Annotated in this window: 18 protein-coding genes; 14 read left to right on the top strand and 4 right to left on the bottom strand. The window is 59.2% G+C overall.

Going from position 1 to position 16,096, the window contains the following annotated elements; translation table 11 throughout:
* Positions 1-96: 96 nt before the first annotated feature.
* Complete coding sequence (locus H8F22_RS04960) at positions 97-687, bottom strand: cysteine hydrolase family protein (protein WP_027922498.1); 591 nt, start codon at positions 685-687, stop codon at positions 97-99.
* A 239-nt stretch (positions 688-926) separates the two neighbouring features.
* On the opposite strand from H8F22_RS04960, the gene prmB reads away from it, so the two are divergent.
* Positions 927-1,835, top strand: coding sequence for a 50S ribosomal protein L3 N(5)-glutamine methyltransferase (prmB, locus tag H8F22_RS04955; protein WP_027922499.1), 909 nt, complete (start codon positions 927-929; stop codon positions 1,833-1,835).
* Between the two features lie 121 nt (positions 1,836-1,956).
* Here the strand turns inward: prmB and H8F22_RS04950 are convergent, their stop codons facing one another.
* Both H8F22_RS04950 and H8F22_RS04945 read right to left on the bottom strand, forming a co-directional pair.
* Positions 1,957-2,748 (bottom strand): hypothetical protein, encoded by a 792-nt coding sequence (locus H8F22_RS04950; protein WP_194939806.1) that lies wholly within the window; start codon positions 2,746-2,748, stop codon positions 1,957-1,959.
* A 95-nt stretch (positions 2,749-2,843) separates the two neighbouring features.
* On the bottom strand, positions 2,844-3,797 hold the full coding sequence (locus tag H8F22_RS04945) for an alpha/beta hydrolase (RefSeq protein ID WP_027922501.1): 954 nt from the start codon (positions 3,795-3,797) through the stop codon (positions 2,844-2,846).
* 129 nt (positions 3,798-3,926) lie between these two features.
* On the opposite strand from H8F22_RS04945, the gene aroC reads away from it, so the two are divergent.
* The 5 genes from aroC to mtnC are packed head-to-tail and all read left to right on the top strand — an operon-like array spanning position 3,927 to position 8,075.
* Positions 3,927-5,018 carry a chorismate synthase gene (aroC, locus tag H8F22_RS04940; RefSeq protein ID WP_007914036.1) on the top strand — a complete coding sequence of 364 codons (1,092 nt, stop codon included), beginning with the start codon at positions 3,927-3,929 and terminating at the stop codon, positions 5,016-5,018.
* A gap of 34 nt (positions 5,019-5,052) precedes the next feature.
* Entirely contained in the window at positions 5,053-6,198 is a 1,146-nt protein-coding gene (locus H8F22_RS04935) for an MFS transporter (RefSeq protein ID WP_194939805.1), read from the top strand.
* Entirely contained in the window at positions 6,195-6,821 is a 627-nt protein-coding gene (locus H8F22_RS04930) for a methylthioribulose 1-phosphate dehydratase (RefSeq protein WP_194939804.1), read from the top strand. The genes H8F22_RS04935 and H8F22_RS04930 overlap by 4 nt, the downstream gene beginning before the upstream one ends.
* A gap of 20 nt (positions 6,822-6,841) precedes the next feature.
* On the top strand, positions 6,842-7,387 hold the full coding sequence (locus H8F22_RS04925) for a 1,2-dihydroxy-3-keto-5-methylthiopentene dioxygenase (RefSeq protein ID WP_123434165.1): 546 nt from the start codon (positions 6,842-6,844) through the stop codon (positions 7,385-7,387).
* 4 nt (positions 7,388-7,391) lie between these two features.
* The gene (gene mtnC, locus H8F22_RS04920) at positions 7,392-8,075 is read left to right on the top strand and encodes an acireductone synthase (RefSeq protein WP_194939803.1); all 684 of its coding nucleotides are present in this window, start codon (positions 7,392-7,394) and stop codon (positions 8,073-8,075) included.
* Positions 8,076-8,146: 71 nt separating this feature from the next.
* Here the strand turns inward: mtnC and H8F22_RS32945 are convergent, their stop codons facing one another.
* Complete coding sequence (locus H8F22_RS32945; RefSeq protein WP_027922506.1) at positions 8,147-8,425, bottom strand: DUF3509 domain-containing protein; 279 nt, start codon at positions 8,423-8,425, stop codon at positions 8,147-8,149.
* A 341-nt stretch (positions 8,426-8,766) separates the two neighbouring features.
* Here H8F22_RS32945 and H8F22_RS04910 point away from each other — a divergent pair, with 341 nt between their 5' ends.
* The 8 genes from H8F22_RS04910 (at position 8,767) to H8F22_RS04875 (ending at position 16,089) form a co-directional block, all read left to right on the top strand.
* Entirely contained in the window at positions 8,767-10,605 is a 1,839-nt protein-coding gene (locus H8F22_RS04910; RefSeq protein ID WP_027922507.1) for a long-chain-acyl-CoA synthetase, read from the top strand.
* A 96-nt stretch (positions 10,606-10,701) separates the two neighbouring features.
* Entirely contained in the window at positions 10,702-11,220 is a 519-nt protein-coding gene (locus tag H8F22_RS04905) for an ankyrin repeat domain-containing protein (RefSeq protein ID WP_027922508.1), read from the top strand.
* Positions 11,221-11,334: 114 nt separating this feature from the next.
* Positions 11,335-11,865, top strand: a complete 531-nt coding sequence (locus H8F22_RS04900; protein ID WP_059181337.1) for a hypothetical protein — start codon at positions 11,335-11,337, stop codon at positions 11,863-11,865.
* Between the two features lie 64 nt (positions 11,866-11,929).
* A complete protein-coding gene (locus H8F22_RS04895; RefSeq protein ID WP_027922510.1) occupies positions 11,930-12,121 on the top strand; it encodes a PLDc N-terminal domain-containing protein in 192 nt (63 codons plus the stop codon).
* 275 nt (positions 12,122-12,396) lie between these two features.
* Positions 12,397-13,272: a polyamine aminopropyltransferase gene (gene speE / locus H8F22_RS04890; protein ID WP_027922511.1), complete on the top strand. Its 876-nt coding sequence runs from the start codon at positions 12,397-12,399 to the stop codon at positions 13,270-13,272.
* Positions 13,273-13,491: 219 nt separating this feature from the next.
* Entirely contained in the window at positions 13,492-13,725 is a 234-nt protein-coding gene (locus H8F22_RS04885) for a hypothetical protein (protein WP_059181336.1), read from the top strand.
* 215 nt (positions 13,726-13,940) lie between these two features.
* Positions 13,941-14,282 (top strand): ribonuclease E inhibitor RraB, encoded by a 342-nt coding sequence (locus tag H8F22_RS04880; protein WP_027922513.1) that lies wholly within the window; start codon positions 13,941-13,943, stop codon positions 14,280-14,282.
* A 397-nt stretch (positions 14,283-14,679) separates the two neighbouring features.
* Positions 14,680-16,089, top strand: coding sequence for a circularly permuted type 2 ATP-grasp protein (locus H8F22_RS04875; RefSeq protein ID WP_194939802.1), 1,410 nt, complete (start codon positions 14,680-14,682; stop codon positions 16,087-16,089).
* Positions 16,090-16,096 lie beyond the last annotated feature (7 nt).

Raw genomic sequence — 16,096 nt, 5'->3', positions numbered from 1 at the left:
GGGAGTTGACCGGGATGTTCCTGAGGCTAAGACAATTGCGGCAAACGAGAGGCTTTTGCAGATGAGCGGCGCTATTGGCCGCTCATCACGGGCCGATCAAATCAGATCGTGAGTGAGCGCGAGGGTGGCGAAGTTGTCCGCCATGATCGCCATTTCGGTCTGCTGAACGTGCTCGGCACTCAGTACGCCGCCCTTGTAAGGCAAGTCGCGCGTGGCGCAGGCGTCTTCCACCAGCGTGCAACGGAAACCCAGGTTCTTGGCGGCACGCACTGTGGTGCTGACGCTGGAGTGGCTCATGAAGCCGCAGACGATCAGGTCAAGGGCGCCGAGGTCTTCCAGGCGTTTGGCCAGTTCGGTGCCGTGGAACGCACTTGGCAGCAATTTACCGAGGATGGTTTCGTCGGCCTGTGGTTCAAGGCCGGGGATGAACTCACCGCGCTCGCCTTGTGGGTCGAACAGCCCGCCGACCGTACCGAGGTGGCGTACATGCACGATGGGGCGGCCGGCCGCACGGGCAGCCGCCAGCAATTGCTTGATGTTCGCGACGGCAGCGTCCATGCCGCTCAGGGCCAGTGGACCGCTGAGGTATTCCTTCTGGGCATCGATGATGACGAGGGTCGCATGGCTCAGATTGGCTGCTGCGTAACCGCGGCCGCTGAGTTGAAACATCGTTTTTGGAACGGACATTCTGGGGCTCCTTGGAGTGGGGCTTTTGCGACATTGTCCTCTGGCTGAGCGGTTCTGTGAATCGCTACTATCGTAGACGCCGTCATTACTGGCTCTCAGCCTTGTCAAGTTGCGGGTTTTGTTCAATAGCCAGCGGCAAAAAGGGATCGATCCTACATTCGGCCCGGTGTTTTTCCTGCGTCGTCGTGGCGCGTTTTGGCTGTTAGAATCGCCAGTCGTTTTTTCTGGAGTTTGCCGTCGTGATCACTTCCCGCCTTCGTACCCTGCGTGACCATATCCGTTGGGCCGTCAGCCGCTTCCATGGGGAGGATCTGTTTTTCGGCCATGGGACCGACAACGCCTGGGACGAAGCCCGTCAACTGGTGTTGGGTGCCTTGCACTTGCCGTGGGAAATCGCCGACAGCTACCTCGACTGTGCGCTGGAAGATGATGAGCTGGTCAATCTGCAGCGCTTGCTCAAGCGCCGCATCGAAGAACGCATTCCGACCGCTTACCTGTTGGGCGAAGCGTGGTTTTGCGGCATGTCCTTCATCGTCGACGAGCGCGTGCTGATCCCGCGTTCACCGATTGGCGAACTGATTGAAAAACGCTTCGAGCCATGGTTGGGGGCCGAACCAGCGCGCATTCTCGACCTGTGCACCGGTTCCGGTTGCATCGGTATCGCCTGCGCCTACGAGTTCCAGAACGCCGAAGTAGTGCTGGCCGATCTGTCGTTTGAAGCGCTGGAAGTGGCCAACCAGAACATCGAGCGTCACGGTGTCGATGAGCGGGTGTACACGGTTCAGGGCGATGGCTTTGATGGTTTACCGGGTCAACGTTTCGACCTGATCGTGTCGAACCCGCCCTACGTCGATGCGGAAGATTTCGCCGATATGCCGGACGAGTATCAGCACGAGCCGGAGCTGGGCCTGGCCTGTGGCGATGACGGTTTGAACCTGGTGCGCCGCATGCTGGCGGAAGCGGCGGATCATCTGACCGAGAAGGGCTTGCTGATTGTCGAAGTGGGCAACAGTCAGGTTCACGTCGACGCACTGTACCCGGAAGTCGATTTTGCGTGGCTCGATTTCGAGCGCGGCGGGCATGGGGTGTTCATGTTGACGGCTGAACAGTGCCGCGATCATCAGGCACTGTTCGCTTCTCGCGTCTGACTTTAGAAAGCCATCGCGGGCAAGCCTCGCTCCTACAGGTTCAGAATGTGTCGCACCATTCGGGTACGACACAGAACCTGTGGGAGCGTGGCCGCGATGGCCGCACGTCGGTCTCAGACGTTTACCGATGCGTAGCAATCCAGATCAACAACCCCGCCTGAAACATCGCAAACGCCACCAGACACGTAATGGTAAAGCGCAGCCCGGCGTCTTCCCGCTTGTACTTGCTGACTTTTTCTTCGTGCGTCTTCAGCTTTACTTCTTGCTCGGCCAGGTTCTGCTCGGCCTGCTGAAGCATCTGCGCCGCTTCGAGAATTTCCACCAGTTGCAGCTTTTCAGTGTTCCACTCGCCCGACAGGTCACCGACCTGCACGTCTTTGACGCTGCCCTTCAAATGCTGGGCATCGGCATACACCACCTCAAAACCATGGGCCTTGAGGAAGTGATCGCGGCGCAGGCGGGTGTCTTCGTTCAGCGCATCTTTATTGTTCAGGTCCGTGCCGTCGACGGTGTAACCGGACCAGCGCTTCTTCGCCCACGTGATGCCTTGAGCGGCCATGAAGCGGCCGATGCCACGGTTCATCGGTTCAATCTGCAAGCCGCTGTCGGGGCCGAAATGCACACGCTTGGCGGTGTGATCGACCCACACGTCGAGGTGATTCTGTTCTTTGCGCACGCGCTGACCGGGCAAGGTGATGCTCATGCGCATCAGGCTCTGCTCCTTGCTGTTGCGTTCGGCATAGCCGAATTCGACAAAGCGCAGCGGTCGCCCGCCGGTGTTGCGGTCTGTTTTCAGCGGCGCCAGACGGAGCATCTTGTGGTGCTCGACGTGGACGTCCGCCCACGGCAGCTCAACCGCTGGCGGTGCGTCTTTTTCAGCGGTGGTGTCGGGTGAAGTCTGGGTATCAGTCATAACGGCGAGATCCTGTCCAAGCCCTGCCGCCAGCCATTGCGCTGGCGACAAAGGCTTATCGGCCGTTTTTGACAGGACTGGAGGGCCAACAGCGCTTAACTGGGGCGAAGTCCGTCAATAAACCCGAGGATGCGGGTGCCAAGCTCGGCCGCCAGTGGCAATTGGGGGTCTTTATAAGAGGCCAATTGCCGTTTGACGTCGTTGGGCACAATGCGCATGACGTGGTTCATGCCTTCGATCAGCGCCAGCTCGGCGTCCGGTTTGGCGGCTTTCAGCAGCCTGGCGTCACCGACTCCAACCTGAATGTCGTTGCTGCCCTGAATGATCAACGCCGGCATCTTCAACCTGGCGAACGCTGCCGCCGGGTCCTGCCGGAACAGAGAAATCAGGTATGGCTGCACACTCGGACGGAAAATCGTCTGAAGCTGCGGCGGCACGTTGTCGTCGGTGTGACCGGCCTTGAGGCTGTCGAGCAGCTCATTGCTGCGCAGCATCAGCGCCGGTGGCAGTTGATTGCTCAACTGTTGACGCAACACCTGATCAACCGGGCGAGCGCTGCCGGACAGCGAGATGACCGCCGCGGCGTTTACACTTGGCGCCGCCAGGGTGGCGATCAAGGCGCCTTCGCTGTGGCCGAGCAGAATCAGCGGGCCGAAACGCGGATCACTTTTCAGCTTCTGGCCCCAGGCTTCGGCATCGGCCACATAGGCCTCTACCGACAGATTGCGTTCATCCGGCGTGGCGGCAAGGCTCGCTGCCACACCGCGTTTGTCGTAACGCACGCTGGCGATGTTGTGTTTGGCCAGCACCCAGGCGAGCCGTTTTAGGCTGTCATTGCGTCCGCCGTCGGTGTTATTGCCGTCACGATCTGTAGGACCGGAGCCGGAAATGATCAGGACGACTGGCACAGGATTGTCGGATTTTGGCAGCAACAGCGAGCCGAAAAGCTCACCGGTGCCGGTATCCAGCGTAATAGGTCGTTGCAGGACGGTGGCCTGCACGTAGCCGGTAAACAAGGTCAGGCTCAAGGCTAAAACTCGCAGCATCATCACGCCATCATTCACAAAGGTGCCGGTTGGACTCGCGGGCACCCATAAGGTTCGAGGATGAACTACTTGGGTAGCCTGCGTATACTGGCGCGCATTCGTATTCAGGTTCTATTTCACGGAGCGTCCTGCATGTCCGGCAATACCTACGGCAAGCTGTTCACTGTCACCACCGCGGGCGAAAGCCATGGTCCGGCGTTGGTCGCCATTGTCGACGGCTGCCCGCCGGGGCTGGAGATTTCTCTGGAGGATTTGCAGCGTGACCTGGATCGCCGCAAGCCGGGCACCAGCCGTCACACCACGCAACGCCAGGAAGCCGACGAAGTCGAAATCCTCTCTGGCGTGTTCGAAGGTCGCACCACCGGGTGCTCCATTGGTCTGCTGATCCGCAACACCGACCAGAAGTCCAAGGACTACTCGGCGATCAAGGATCTGTTCCGCCCGGCCCACGCCGACTACACCTACCACCATAAATACGGTGAGCGTGATTACCGTGGCGGCGGTCGCAGCTCGGCCCGGGAAACCGCGATGCGCGTAGCGGCTGGTGCAATTGCCAAGAAATACCTGGCCACCCAGGGCATCGTCATTCGCGGCTACATGAGCCAGCTCGGCCCGATTGAAATTCCGTTCAAGACCTGGGATTCGGTGGAAGAGAACGCTTTCTTCAGTCCTGACCCGGACAAAGTCCCGGAGCTGGAAGCCTATATGGACCAGTTGCGTCGCGACCAGGATTCGGTCGGCGCGAAGATCACGGTGGTGGCTGAAGGCGTGATGCCTGGCCTCGGCGAGCCGATTTTCGACCGCCTCGATGCCGAGCTGGCCCATGCGCTGATGAGCATCAACGCGGTGAAAGGCGTGGAAATCGGCGCCGGTTTCGCCAGTGTTGCCCAGCGCGGCACTGAACACCGCGATGAAATGACCCCGGAAGGTTTCCTCAGCAACAATGCCGGCGGCATTCTCGGTGGTATTTCGTCCGGCCAGCCGATCGTCGCGCACCTGGCGCTGAAGCCAACGTCGAGTATCACCACGCCGGGCCGTTCCATCGACATTCATGGCAACCCGGTGGACGTCATCACCAAGGGCCGTCACGACCCATGCGTCGGCATCCGCGCTACGCCCATCGCTGAAGCGATGATGGCCATCGTGTTGATGGATCACCTGTTGCGTCACCGTGGTCAGAACGCCGATGTGCGCGTGAGCACACCGGTGCTGGGTCAGCTTTAATGGCTGACCTTAACGCCGCTGCGGTCTGACGAGCGTGGCGGCGCTCCCGTACTGGCGGCTCTCCAGTTTCTATCTGTTCTATTTCGCCTTGCTCGGCTCGACGGCGCCGTTTCTGGCGCTGTACTTCGATCACCTGGGGTTTTCCAGTGCGCGCATCGGCGAACTGGTGGCAATCCCGATGCTGATGCGCTGCGTCGCGCCGAACATCTGGGGCTGGCTGGGGGATTACACCGGCCGGCGCCTGGCCATCGTGCGCTTCGGCGCGGTGTGTACGCTGCTGACGTTCTCGCTGATTTTTGTCAGTAAGACCTACGCCTGGCTGGCGATGGTCATGGCGTTGCACGCGTTCTTCTGGCACGCGGTATTGCCGCAGTTCGAAGTCATAACCCTGGCGCACTTGAAAGGCCAGACCTCGCGCTACAGTCAGATTCGCCTTTGGGGCTCCATCGGTTTCATCATCACCGTGGTGTTACTGGGCCGATTGTTCGAATGGCTCAGCCTCGACATCTATCCGGTGGCGTTGGTGTTGATCATGGCCGGTATCGTCGTCAGCAGCCTGTGGGTGCCGAATGCCCAACCAGTTCAGGGCCTTCGTGAAGCGGGGGACGGGTTTCTCAAGCAATTGCGCAGCCCCGGGGTGTTGGCGTTTTATGGCTGCGTGGCGCTGATGCAGATGAGCCATGGCCCGTATTACACGTTTTTGACCTTGCACCTTGAACGGTTGGGCTACAGCCGCGGCGTCATCGGCATGCTCTGGGCAGTTGGTGTGGTTGCTGAAGTGCTGATGTTTTTGGCCATGAGTAAAATCCTCGCGCGCTTCTCGGTGCGCCGGGTGCTGCTGGCGAGTTTCCTGTTGGCCGCCCTGCGTTGGGTGCTGCTTGGTTCGTATGCCGAATTTCTCTGGGTGTTGCTGTTTGCCCAGGTGCTGCACGCCGCCACGTTCGGCAGCTTTCACGCGGCTGCCATCCAGTTCGTGCAACGTAGTTTCGGCGCACGCCAGCAAGGGCAGGGCCAGGCGCTTTACGCCGCGCTGGCCGGCACCGGCGGCGCATTGGGCGCGTTGTATTCCGGTTACAGCTGGAATGCCCTCGGCGCACCGTTGACCTTTAGTATTGCAAGCCTCGCAGCCCTGGCGGCTGCCGTTATCATTGCCACACGACTGCAAGAGGACAGGCCATGAGCCTTACCCGTGAACACCTCGCCCAGGAAATCATCGACGCCGGGCGTTTTCTGTATGGCCGCGGCTGGTCACCGGCCACCAGCAGCAACTACTCGACGCGTCTGTCGCCGAGCGAAGCGCTGCTGACGGTGTCCGGCAAGCACAAAGGTCAGTTGGGGCTCGACGATGTGCTCGCCACCGATTTGTCGGGCAACAGCCTGGAACCGGGTAAAAAGCCGTCCGCCGAAACCCTGCTGCACACCCAGCTCTACAGCTGGCGCGCGGACATCGGCGCGGTGCTGCACACCCATTCGGTGAACGCCACGGTGCTGTCGCGCCTGACCCCGGAAGATTTCATCGAGTTCGAAGACTACGAACTGCAAAAAGCCTTCAGTGGCGTATCGACCCACGAATCCCGGGTGCGCGTGCCGATTTTCGACAACGATCAGGATATTGCGCGCCTCGCCGCCAAGGTTCAGCCTTGGCTGGACGCCCATCCCGATTGCGTCGGCTACTTGATTCGCGGCCATGGCCTCTACACCTGGGGCGCGCGCATGAGTGATGCGCTGCGGCAGATCGAGGCCTTTGAATTTTTGTTCGAGTGCGAGTTGAAGATGCGCGCGCTCTTCAACCGTAACGCATGAACCGTTAAGGAGTTGCCCTGATGAGCAGCCTGTCCGTTTACCACGTCTCAAGCCCTGACCTGCCGAACAAGGTACTGACCCATTTTGAAGACATCGCCTCGACCCTGGCCGAACAGGGCGTGCGTTTCGACCGCTGGCAAGCGGCGGCGAAGATCCAGCCCGGCGCCAGTCAGGAAGAAGTGATCGCCGCGTATCAGGAGCAGATCGACAAGCTGATGACCGAGCGCGGTTACATCACGGTCGACGTCATCAGCCTGAACAGCGATCACCCGCAAAAAGCCGAACTGCGCGCCAAGTTCCTCGACGAACACCGTCATGGCGAAGATGAAGTGCGATTTTTCGTGGCGGGTCGTGGCCTGTTTACCCTGCACATCGACGATTACGTCTACGCGGTGCTGTGCGAAAAGAACGACCTGATCTCGGTCCCGGCCGGCACGCCGCACTGGTTTGACATGGGCGAGCATCCGCATTTCGTCGCGATCCGCCTGTTCAACAACCCTGAAGGCTGGGTGGCCAATTTCACCGGCGAAGACATCGCCAGCCGCTTCCCGCGTCTTGAGGACTGAACCGATGCCGATCAAAGCGATTCTCACCGACATCGAAGGCACCACCAGCGCGGTGAGTTTTGTGTTCGACGTGCTGTTTCCCTACGCCGCGAAACACCTGCCGGAGTTTGTCCGTCAGCACGCCGCGCGCGCCGATGTGGCGGAGCAACTGTCGGCCGTGCGTCGCGACAGCGCCGAGCCGGATGCCGACGTTGAGCGGGTGATCGCCATTCTGCTGAGCTGGATCGCCGAAGACCGCAAAGCCACGCCGCTCAAGGCGTTGCAAGGCATGGTCTGGGAGCAGGGTTATCAGGCCGGGCAGTTGAAGGGCCACGTTTACCTGGACGCCGTTGAAGCGCTCAAGCGCTGGCATCAGGAAGGCTATCAACTGTTTGTGTACTCCTCGGGCTCGATCCAGGCGCAAAAACTGATCTTCGGTTGTTCCGAGGCTGGGGATTTGTCGCCACTGTTCAGCGGCTATTTCGACACCACGTCGGGGCCCAAGCGGGAAGCGCAGTCTTACCAACGCATCACTCAGGCCATCGGGCTTGAGCCTGCGCAGATTCTGTTTCTGTCCGACATCGTCGAAGAGCTGGACGCTGCACGCACGGCCGGGATGGCGACCTGCGGGCTGGCGCGAGAGGGTGGGGAGTTGGCAGGCCATCTGACCGTCGACAGCTTCGCGCGAATCAACCCCTCCACCTTATAAAGCACACCACATAACAACGCAGGCCGTGAAGCGAAAGCTCACGGCCTGTTTGTTTTCAGCACTGCAACGATTTACGCCGTGTGATAAGTCGGCAAGGCAAATCGTTGCTGGCTTTGCAGCATGGAGATCTGCGGCAGTTCACTCGCCTGTTCGGCAAGGTCACGGCGAATCGCACTGATCACCCAGGTCAACTGATCACCCGCGTGCAATTGCTGGTAGGAAATCGAACGCTTGAACACACGGCCTTCGCTGCTGCGCAAGGTCAGCAAAATTCCGCCGTCAGGACGCGCTTGGGTGGTGACTTCGAAGTTGGAGAACAGGGAGGTAAATTTTTCTTGGATCAGGCTCATGTCTATCAGCTCCGTTTGCACGAGATTGGCAAGCATGGAGAGGTAGTTGCAGCGATTGTGCCAGTATTTGAATTTAATAAAATCCTTATAAATCAATAAGTTAATTTTATGTCGGGTTTTCGCTTTCGTGCAATCTGCATGAATGGCCATCGTGCATCCTGCATTTTGAAAGATTGTTGCTGCTTCGATGGAACCAATCCGCACCTCGAGGTTCATCGTTCGTTTATCCGGGTTGCGGATACAAAACATTGCAAAATCCGCGTGTACAGGCCAAGAACCGCTGACGTATTTTCGAGCTCATGGAACGCCGCCCGACAATAAAAAAATCAGCGGGAGCACAGATGAAACGCAGGCCAAACGACACGATTACCTGGGGCATGATGCTCCGCAAACTGCCGACGATCGCCAGAACCATTCCCCGTGTGGTGAAGGGCCTGAAAGTCGCCAACGTCAAGGATCCGACCCAACCGTGTGGCCTGGGCTGGTGTTTCGAACAGGCGACGTTGCGCAATCCCGATGGCCCCGCGTTACTGCAGGGCGACGTGACGCTGACCTATACGCAGGTCAACCAGTGGGCGAATCGCATTGCTCATCATCTGATTGCCCAAGGCATCGGCAAGGGTGACGTGGTCGCGGTCTTCATCGAGAACCGTCCAGAACTGCTGGTGACGATTCTGGCCGTGGCCAAGGTCGGCGCGATCAGCGCGTTGCTCAATACCTCGCAAACCCGCGATACCCTCGCGCACAGCCTGAATTTGGTAGCCCCCGTGGCGATCATTGTCGGCGGCGAACTGGTCCCGGCGTTTTCCCAGGTCCGCGAGCGGGTGTCCATCGCGCCGGCGCGAACCTGGTTCGTCGCCGATCAAGACACCTGCAACCATCCGGGCGTTGCCCCCGACGGTTTCATCAACCTGATGGCGGCGAGTGCCGACGCGTCCGAGGAAAACCCTGTCAGCAGCCAGCAGGTTTTTTTCGACGATCCTTGTTTCTATATCTACACCTCGGGCACCACCGGATTGCCCAAGGCCGGCGTCTTCAAGCACGGACGCTGGATGCGCAGCTCCGCCAGTTTCGGCCTGATCGCCCTGGACATGCAGCCGCACGACATCGTCTATTGCACCTTGCCGCTGTATCACGCCACCGGGCTCTGCGTGTGCTGGGGCTCGGCCATCAACGGTGCTTCGGGCTTTGCCATCCGCCGCAAATTCAGCGCCAGCCAGTTCTGGAATGACGTACGCAAATACCACGCGACCACCCTCGGTTACGTGGGCGAGTTGTGCCGCTATCTGGTGGATCAACCTACCAGCGCCGAAGACAGCCAGCACGGCGTGACGAAGATGATCGGCAACGGTTTGCGCCCCGGCGCGTGGGACGCCTTCAAGACCCGCTTCGGCGTCGAGCATATCTGTGAACTGTATGCGGCCAGCGACGGCAACATCGGCTTCACCAACATTCTCAATTTTGACCACACCATCGGTTTCTCGCTGATGGCCTGGGAGCTGGTGGCCTACGACCACGACAGCGGCCAGCCGATTCGCAACGCCAAGGGTTTCATGAACAAAGTGCCCAAGGGCGTGCAGGGTTTGTTGCTGGCGAGAATCGACGACAAGGCGCCGCTGGACGGTTACACCGATCCGCAAAAGACCGAAAAAGTCGTGCTGCATGACGTGTTCAAGAAGGGCGATCGGTACTTCAACACCGGTGACTTGCTGCGCAACATTGGTTTTGGCCATGCACAGTTCGTCGACCGCTTGGGCGACACCTACCGCTGGAAGGGCGAGAACGTCTCGACCACGGAAGTGGAAAACATCCTCCTGCAACACCCGCACATCGCGGAAGCCGTGGCGTATGGCGTGGAAGTCCACAACACCAACGGGCGTGCCGGCATGGCGGCGATTACTCCGGCCGAATCCCTGGCCACCCTGGACTTCAGCGAACTGCTGGAGTTTGCTCGCCAGCAAATGCCGACCTATGCGGTGCCGCTGTTTTTGCGGGTGAAAGTGAAAATGGAGACCACCGGGACCTTCAAATACCAGAAGACCCGGCTCAAGGACGAAGCCTTCGACCCTGGCAAGACCGGCGATGACCCGATCTACGCCTGGTTGCCCGGCACCCAGACTTATGTGCAGGTTACCGAGCAGGTGCTGGCGGATATTCACAGCGGCAAGTACCGCTATTGAATGTGCCTATGGCGGCCCTTGAGAAAAAACAAGTGACAGCGCGGGGGCTGCTCGGGAAACTGTCGGCTTTACGAATAACCGAACAGGGAGCCCCCGATGTCAGATCAAAGCCGCCAGATGACCCCCGAAGAAGCCGCTGAATTTGCCGAACAGGTATTCAACAAGGCGCGCGAGGGCGATGCGGCCATGATGGCAGCGCTGTTGACCAAAGGCCTGCCGCCCAACCTGCGTAACCACAAGGGCGACACCTTGCTGATGCTGGCCGCCTACCACGGCCACGTGGACACCGTGAAAGTCCTGCTCGAACACAAGGCCGACCCGGAAATCCGCAACGACAACGGCCAAAGCCCGATTGCCGGTGCCGCGTTCAAGGGCGACCTGGCGGTGGTCACGGCCTTGGTCGAGGGCGGCGCGCAAGTGGAAGGTTCATCGTTTGATGGCCGTACCGCGTTGATGATGGCGGCGATGTTCAACCGCGTCGCCATCGTCGACTACCTGATCAGCAAAGGGGCCGATCCGAAAGCCAAGGACGCCAACGGCGTGTCGGCCCTCGATGCCGCTAAAACGATGGGCGCCGTCGACACCACCGCGCAGCTGGAAAAACTGCTGGGATGATGCTTTGTGGTGAGGGGCATGCTCCCTCGCCACAGGTCTCCTCACGCTCGGTAACTTTCTGCGAATGCGCTATCCTTCGCGCCCTCAAAATTCACTCGCTACAGGATCCGCCTCATGAAAGCCGCACTCGTCGAACTCATCAGCAAAATCAGCTCCGGGTGCATGAGCGATGACGAAATCCTGAAAGTTGCTGACGAAGCGGCTCAAGCCTACGCCGATCCGCAGGCTTTTCTCACGGCCAACCCGGATATCAACTACGACGACACCTTCCCGATCCCGTTGGGTGAATGGGTGGTGGTCGGCAGTCTGCCGGAGACGGTGCTGTTCCAGGCCGACACCTACATGGACCTGTTCGCCCAGATCGTCGCCTCGTTCGGCCCTGGCGTTGATTTCAATATCAAACCCAAGCAGCTGGCCAAGACCGAAGCCCTGACCGCACTCAATCGCATTCAGGTGCAAATGGGTAGCATGAATAAGGAAAACGGTGGTTACACGCTGATGAACTTCAGCCAGCTGCTCGACGACGAGCTGCAAGTGGTGCTGGTCTACGGCAACGATGTGCCGCGTGTGCTTGAGCTGTGTGCCAAAGTCGGCATCGCCGCTGCGCCGTCGCTGGAAGCGCTGAAGATCGCGATTCACGTTTAAAAAGCGGAACCCTCGCAAGGCCCGGCTATCCTAAGGGTGCATATCACTCTTAGGGAGCGTCACCATGGGTTCTACGTTCAACAGCCTGGTCGCCTTGATCATTTTCGTGCTGGATATCTGGGCCATCATCAACGTGATAAAAAGTGGCGCCACCACCGGGATGAAAATCCTCTGGGTGCTGTTGATCGCGTTCCTGCCGGTATTGGGCCTGATCATCTGGGCCATCGCCGGGCCGCGGGGCAACGTCCGCATCTGAGTGCGTCCTCACAACTGACACTGAACCTGTGGGAGCGCGGCTTGCCTGCGATGGAATCGCTGCGGTCTACCTAGACCGAGCCGTCCGCATCGCAGGCAAGTCGAGACGTCGCACCGCCGCTCCCACAGAGGAATGTGTCGACTTATCAAGTGAGGTTCGACCTGTCATCTTCCGCGACGTAGAATGCGCGCCTTTCCCGGTTAATCGAGCTGCTCGATTGGCCATCATGGGCGGGTAACCGTCCGTTGCCACCCGCATTCATCGGAGCACTTCCCATGAGCACTACCCCTGCCAGCGAATACCTGGAAACCCTCTACGAAGGCTATGGCCAGCGTTTTCGCATGGAAAAACTGCTGCACGAAGTGCGCACCGAACACCAGCACCTGGTCATCTTCGAAAACCCGCGCATGGGTCGAGTGATGGCGCTTGACGGCGTGATCCAGACCACCGAAGCCGACGAATTCATCTATCACGAAATGCTCACCCACGTGCCGATCCTGGCGCACGGCAGCGCCAAGCGCGTGCTGATCATCGGTGGCGGCGACGGCGGCATGCTGCGTGAAGTGGCCAAGCACCGCAGCATCGAACACATCACCATGGTCGAGATCGATGGCACTGTGGTCGACATGTGCAAGGAATTCCTGCCAAACCACTCCAAAGGTGCGTTCGAAGATCCTCGTCTGAACCTGGTGATCGACGACGGCATGCGTTTCGTCGCCACCACGACTGAAAAGTTCGACGTGATCATTTCTGATTCCACCGACCCGATCGGTCCGGGTGAAGTGCTGTTCTCGGAAAACTTCTACCAGGCCTGCCGTCGCTGCCTGAACGAAGGCGGCATCCTGGTCACCCAGAACGGCACCCCGTTCATGCAGATCGAAGAAGTCAAAACCACCGCCGGGCGTCTGCGCAGCCTGTTCCCGGACTGGCACTTCTATCAGGCGGCCGTGCCGACCTACATCGGTGGCTCGATGACATTTGCCTGGGGCGCGACCGATACCGCTTATCGCAAATTGTCCCGTGAAACCCTGCAACAGCGTTTCGCCGGCAGCGGCATCATCACCCGCTACTACAATCCAGAGATCCACATCGGCGCCTTCGCCTTGCCGCAATACGTGCTGCAAGCGGTGAACAAGCCAAGCAACGACTAAGGGTTGTACACACCCCCTGTGTAGGCGTGAGCCTGCTCGCGATAGCGGTGTGTCAGTCACATGATTATTGACTGACAGATTGCTATCGCGAGCAGGCTCACTCCTACAAAAACGGCAACCGGTTTCCTGTCAGAACATCGCAATTCGTTTGAACGATCAGTCAGCGCAAAAGTCCAGATGCATGTAGGCCCATCCATGGGCTTTATCGAGGAGGCACTGATGCAAAAGTGGAAAATCACTTTCGTGGATGATCACGGTGAAACAGTCGATGAAGTCTTTGAGTGCAACGAGTGCCCGGATAACGAGCACGCCGCCAAACTCATCAAGGCCCGACTTCTTCCCGTCGCTGCCAAACTGGATCTGAATGATCTGGAAGGGCGAACCGCTGATGCGAGCGTCAAAAGTCTCAAAGCCCAGAACAGCATACAAATCCTCGGCATCACGCCAATCTGAACCTCTCCTGTCTCATTCTCATTCAGGCCTTGGCAGCGGCTCTCTCTTGAGGCTACTCTGCAATCGAGATCAGCGAACGGATCGCTAAGGTCTGGTCTTGTCAGCTACATGCTTGCTTCCCACCGGCAACGAGGTTGCCGCATCGCGCGCACCACTCGGTTGCGCGTGCCGGGAATACGGAAAGTCTATCCATCACTATATGAGGGGGACGTTTCATGAGCACAGCCTATCAAGAAGACATCAGCAGCTCGGTGCTGCGCCGCATGAAAGAAGGCGGTTTCGACTTTTCAAGATTCCACCCCATCGAGTTCTACGCCATTTTTCCCGACGAGGAGCGGGCCCGCAGAGCAGCAGGTCATTACCGTGGCGAATCCCTGAATGCGCAAATCAGTGTGCGCGACGACGGGGCATGGGCGCTCGAACTGAGCAAAGTCATGTACGCCACTTACGATGACATCGGCGATTTCGAGCAAGGCTTCGAGGCGGTGGTCGAGCCTCTGGGCGGCATCATCGAAGGATGGGGCGTCAAGCAGGAGGTACGAGGGCTACTCGCATAATCCTATGAACAGTGACACGCACTAACGGCTGACCTTCGGGTTGGCCGTTTTAGTTTGCGGAGGGTCGTAAAACACGTCCGGCAAAACCCTGAAACAAGAATCCGGCGCAAAAAAAAGCCGCCTGAGCAGGCGGCTAAAGGGAAGTTCGGGCTGTTTATCCAGCGAATGCGCGGATTATCCCCGCCGGCGGCCGGGCAGTGAAATCAACTCTGACTATGCTGGTGATAGGCGACAACGTCGCCTTGCAATGAAGCGGGGGCTGTCAGGTTGGGGCGTTTGCTGCACAGGAATGGTGCGGTGAAAACGGAGCGATTATCCAACCGATTGATATCAAAGCGTTTCTGCCGCTGGCACGGGCCTTGCGAAGCCTAGATGTCCGGGTGACAAGGAGTACGGCATGATCCGCACCTATTTTGATGAAATGTACGATGCCGGCGGCCAGGTCCGCCCGCATTATCGGGAGTTTGCCCGTTGGCTGGCCGAAACGCCTGACGAGCTTCTGGCACAACGGCGACGCGAGGCCGATCTGTTATTTCATCGCGCCGGGATAACCTTCACGCTCTACGGGGACGAGCAGCGGACAGAGCGCCTGATTCCCTTCGACACCATCCCCCGCAGCATTCCTGCCAGCGAATGGCGGGTCGTCGAGCGCGGCTGCATTCAGCGGGTCAAGGCACTGAACATGTTCCTTGCCGACCTCTATCACGAGCAGCGCATCATCAAGGCCGGCATCATCCCGGCCGAGCAAGTGCTGGCCAACGAGCAATACCAGTTGGCGATGCAAGGGCTGGATCTGCACCGGGACATCTATTCGCACATCTCAGGTGTCGATCTGGTGCGCGACGGCGACGGCACGTACTACGTGCTCGAAGACAACCTGCGTACACCGAGCGGCGTCAGCTACATGCTCGAAGACCGCAAGATGATGATGCGCCTGTTCCCCGAACTGTTTGCGGCGCAACGCATTGCGCCTATCGATCACTATCCGAATTTGCTTCTGGATACCCTGAAAAGCTCCAGCCCGATCGATAACCCGAGCGTGGTGGTGTTGACGCCGGGTCGCTTCAACAGCGCATTTTTCGAGCATGCCTTTCTGGCTCGGGAAATGGGGGTTGAACTGGTGGAGGGCGCGGACCTGTTCGTGCGCGATGACAAGGTGTTCATGCGCACCACGGACGGGCCGAAAGCTGTCGACGTGATCTACCGTCGCCTCGACGATGCGTTCCTCGATCCGCTGGCGTTCAATCCGGATTCAATGCTGGGCGTTCCGGGGCTGCTGTCGTCGTACCGTTCCGGCAACGTCGTGCTGGCGAATGCCATCGGCACCGGGGTGGCGGACGACAAGTCGGTGTACCCGTTTGTCACCGACATGATCCGTTTCTACCTCGACGAGGAGCCGATCCTGAAGAACGTGCCGACGTTCCAGTGTCGCAATCCCTCCGAACTGTCCCACGTGCTGGCCAATCTTCCGGATCTGGTGGTCAAGGAAACCCAGGGCTCTGGCGGTTACGGAATGCTGGTGGGGCCGGCGGCGACGGCGGCGGAAATCGAATCGTTCCGTGCACGGATCAAAGCCAAGCCCCACGCGTACATCGCGCAACCGACGTTGTCCCTGTCGACCTGTCCGACCTTTGTCGAAAACGGCATTGCGCCACGCCACATCGACCTGCGTCCGTTTGTATTGTCTGGCCGCGAAACCCGGGTCGTGCCCGGCGGTTTGACCCGTGTTGCTTTGCGTGAAGGCTCTCTGGTGGTGAATTCCTCCCAGGGTGGCGGAACCAAGGACACCTGGGTGGTCGAGGATTGAAGGAAGC

It is taken from the genome of Pseudomonas mucoides, from assembly GCF_015461845.1.
Taxonomy (GTDB): domain Bacteria; phylum Pseudomonadota; class Gammaproteobacteria; order Pseudomonadales; family Pseudomonadaceae; genus Aquipseudomonas; species Aquipseudomonas mucoides.
Note: the sequence above shows the minus strand (reverse complement) of the source record. Positions and strands in the feature narration are given on the sequence as shown.

What these genes read in the sequence shown, in the direction of transcription:
- H8F22_RS04885 (WP_059181336.1), top strand. Translation starts at nt 13,492, where the DNA reads ATGCAAAAGTGGAAAATCACTTTCGTGGATGATCACGGTGAAACAGTC.
- H8F22_RS04930 (WP_194939804.1), top strand. Translation starts at nt 6,195, where the DNA reads ATGAGCCTTACCCGTGAACACCTCGCCCAGGAAATCATCGACGCCGGG.
- H8F22_RS04875 (WP_194939802.1), top strand. Translation starts at nt 14,680, where the DNA reads ATGATCCGCACCTATTTTGATGAAATGTACGATGCCGGCGGCCAGGTC.
- H8F22_RS32945 (WP_027922506.1), bottom strand. Translation starts at nt 8,425, where the DNA reads ATGAGCCTGATCCAAGAAAAATTTACCTCCCTGTTCTCCAACTTCGAA.
- H8F22_RS04925 (WP_123434165.1), top strand. Translation starts at nt 6,842, where the DNA reads ATGAGCAGCCTGTCCGTTTACCACGTCTCAAGCCCTGACCTGCCGAAC.
- H8F22_RS04910 (WP_027922507.1), top strand. Translation starts at nt 8,767, where the DNA reads ATGAAACGCAGGCCAAACGACACGATTACCTGGGGCATGATGCTCCGC.
- H8F22_RS04905 (WP_027922508.1), top strand. Translation starts at nt 10,702, where the DNA reads ATGTCAGATCAAAGCCGCCAGATGACCCCCGAAGAAGCCGCTGAATTT.
- H8F22_RS04960 (WP_027922498.1), bottom strand. Translation starts at nt 687, where the DNA reads ATGTCCGTTCCAAAAACGATGTTTCAACTCAGCGGCCGCGGTTACGCA.
- mtnC (WP_194939803.1), top strand. Translation starts at nt 7,392, where the DNA reads ATGCCGATCAAAGCGATTCTCACCGACATCGAAGGCACCACCAGCGCG.
- aroC (WP_007914036.1), top strand. Translation starts at nt 3,927, where the DNA reads ATGTCCGGCAATACCTACGGCAAGCTGTTCACTGTCACCACCGCGGGC.
- H8F22_RS04900 (WP_059181337.1), top strand. Translation starts at nt 11,335, where the DNA reads ATGAAAGCCGCACTCGTCGAACTCATCAGCAAAATCAGCTCCGGGTGC.
- H8F22_RS04945 (WP_027922501.1), bottom strand. Translation starts at nt 3,797, where the DNA reads ATGATGCTGCGAGTTTTAGCCTTGAGCCTGACCTTGTTTACCGGCTAC.
- speE (WP_027922511.1), top strand. Translation starts at nt 12,397, where the DNA reads ATGAGCACTACCCCTGCCAGCGAATACCTGGAAACCCTCTACGAAGGC.
- H8F22_RS04895 (WP_027922510.1), top strand. Translation starts at nt 11,930, where the DNA reads ATGGGTTCTACGTTCAACAGCCTGGTCGCCTTGATCATTTTCGTGCTG.
- H8F22_RS04950 (WP_194939806.1), bottom strand. Translation starts at nt 2,748, where the DNA reads ATGACTGATACCCAGACTTCACCCGACACCACCGCTGAAAAAGACGCA.
- H8F22_RS04880 (WP_027922513.1), top strand. Translation starts at nt 13,941, where the DNA reads ATGAGCACAGCCTATCAAGAAGACATCAGCAGCTCGGTGCTGCGCCGC.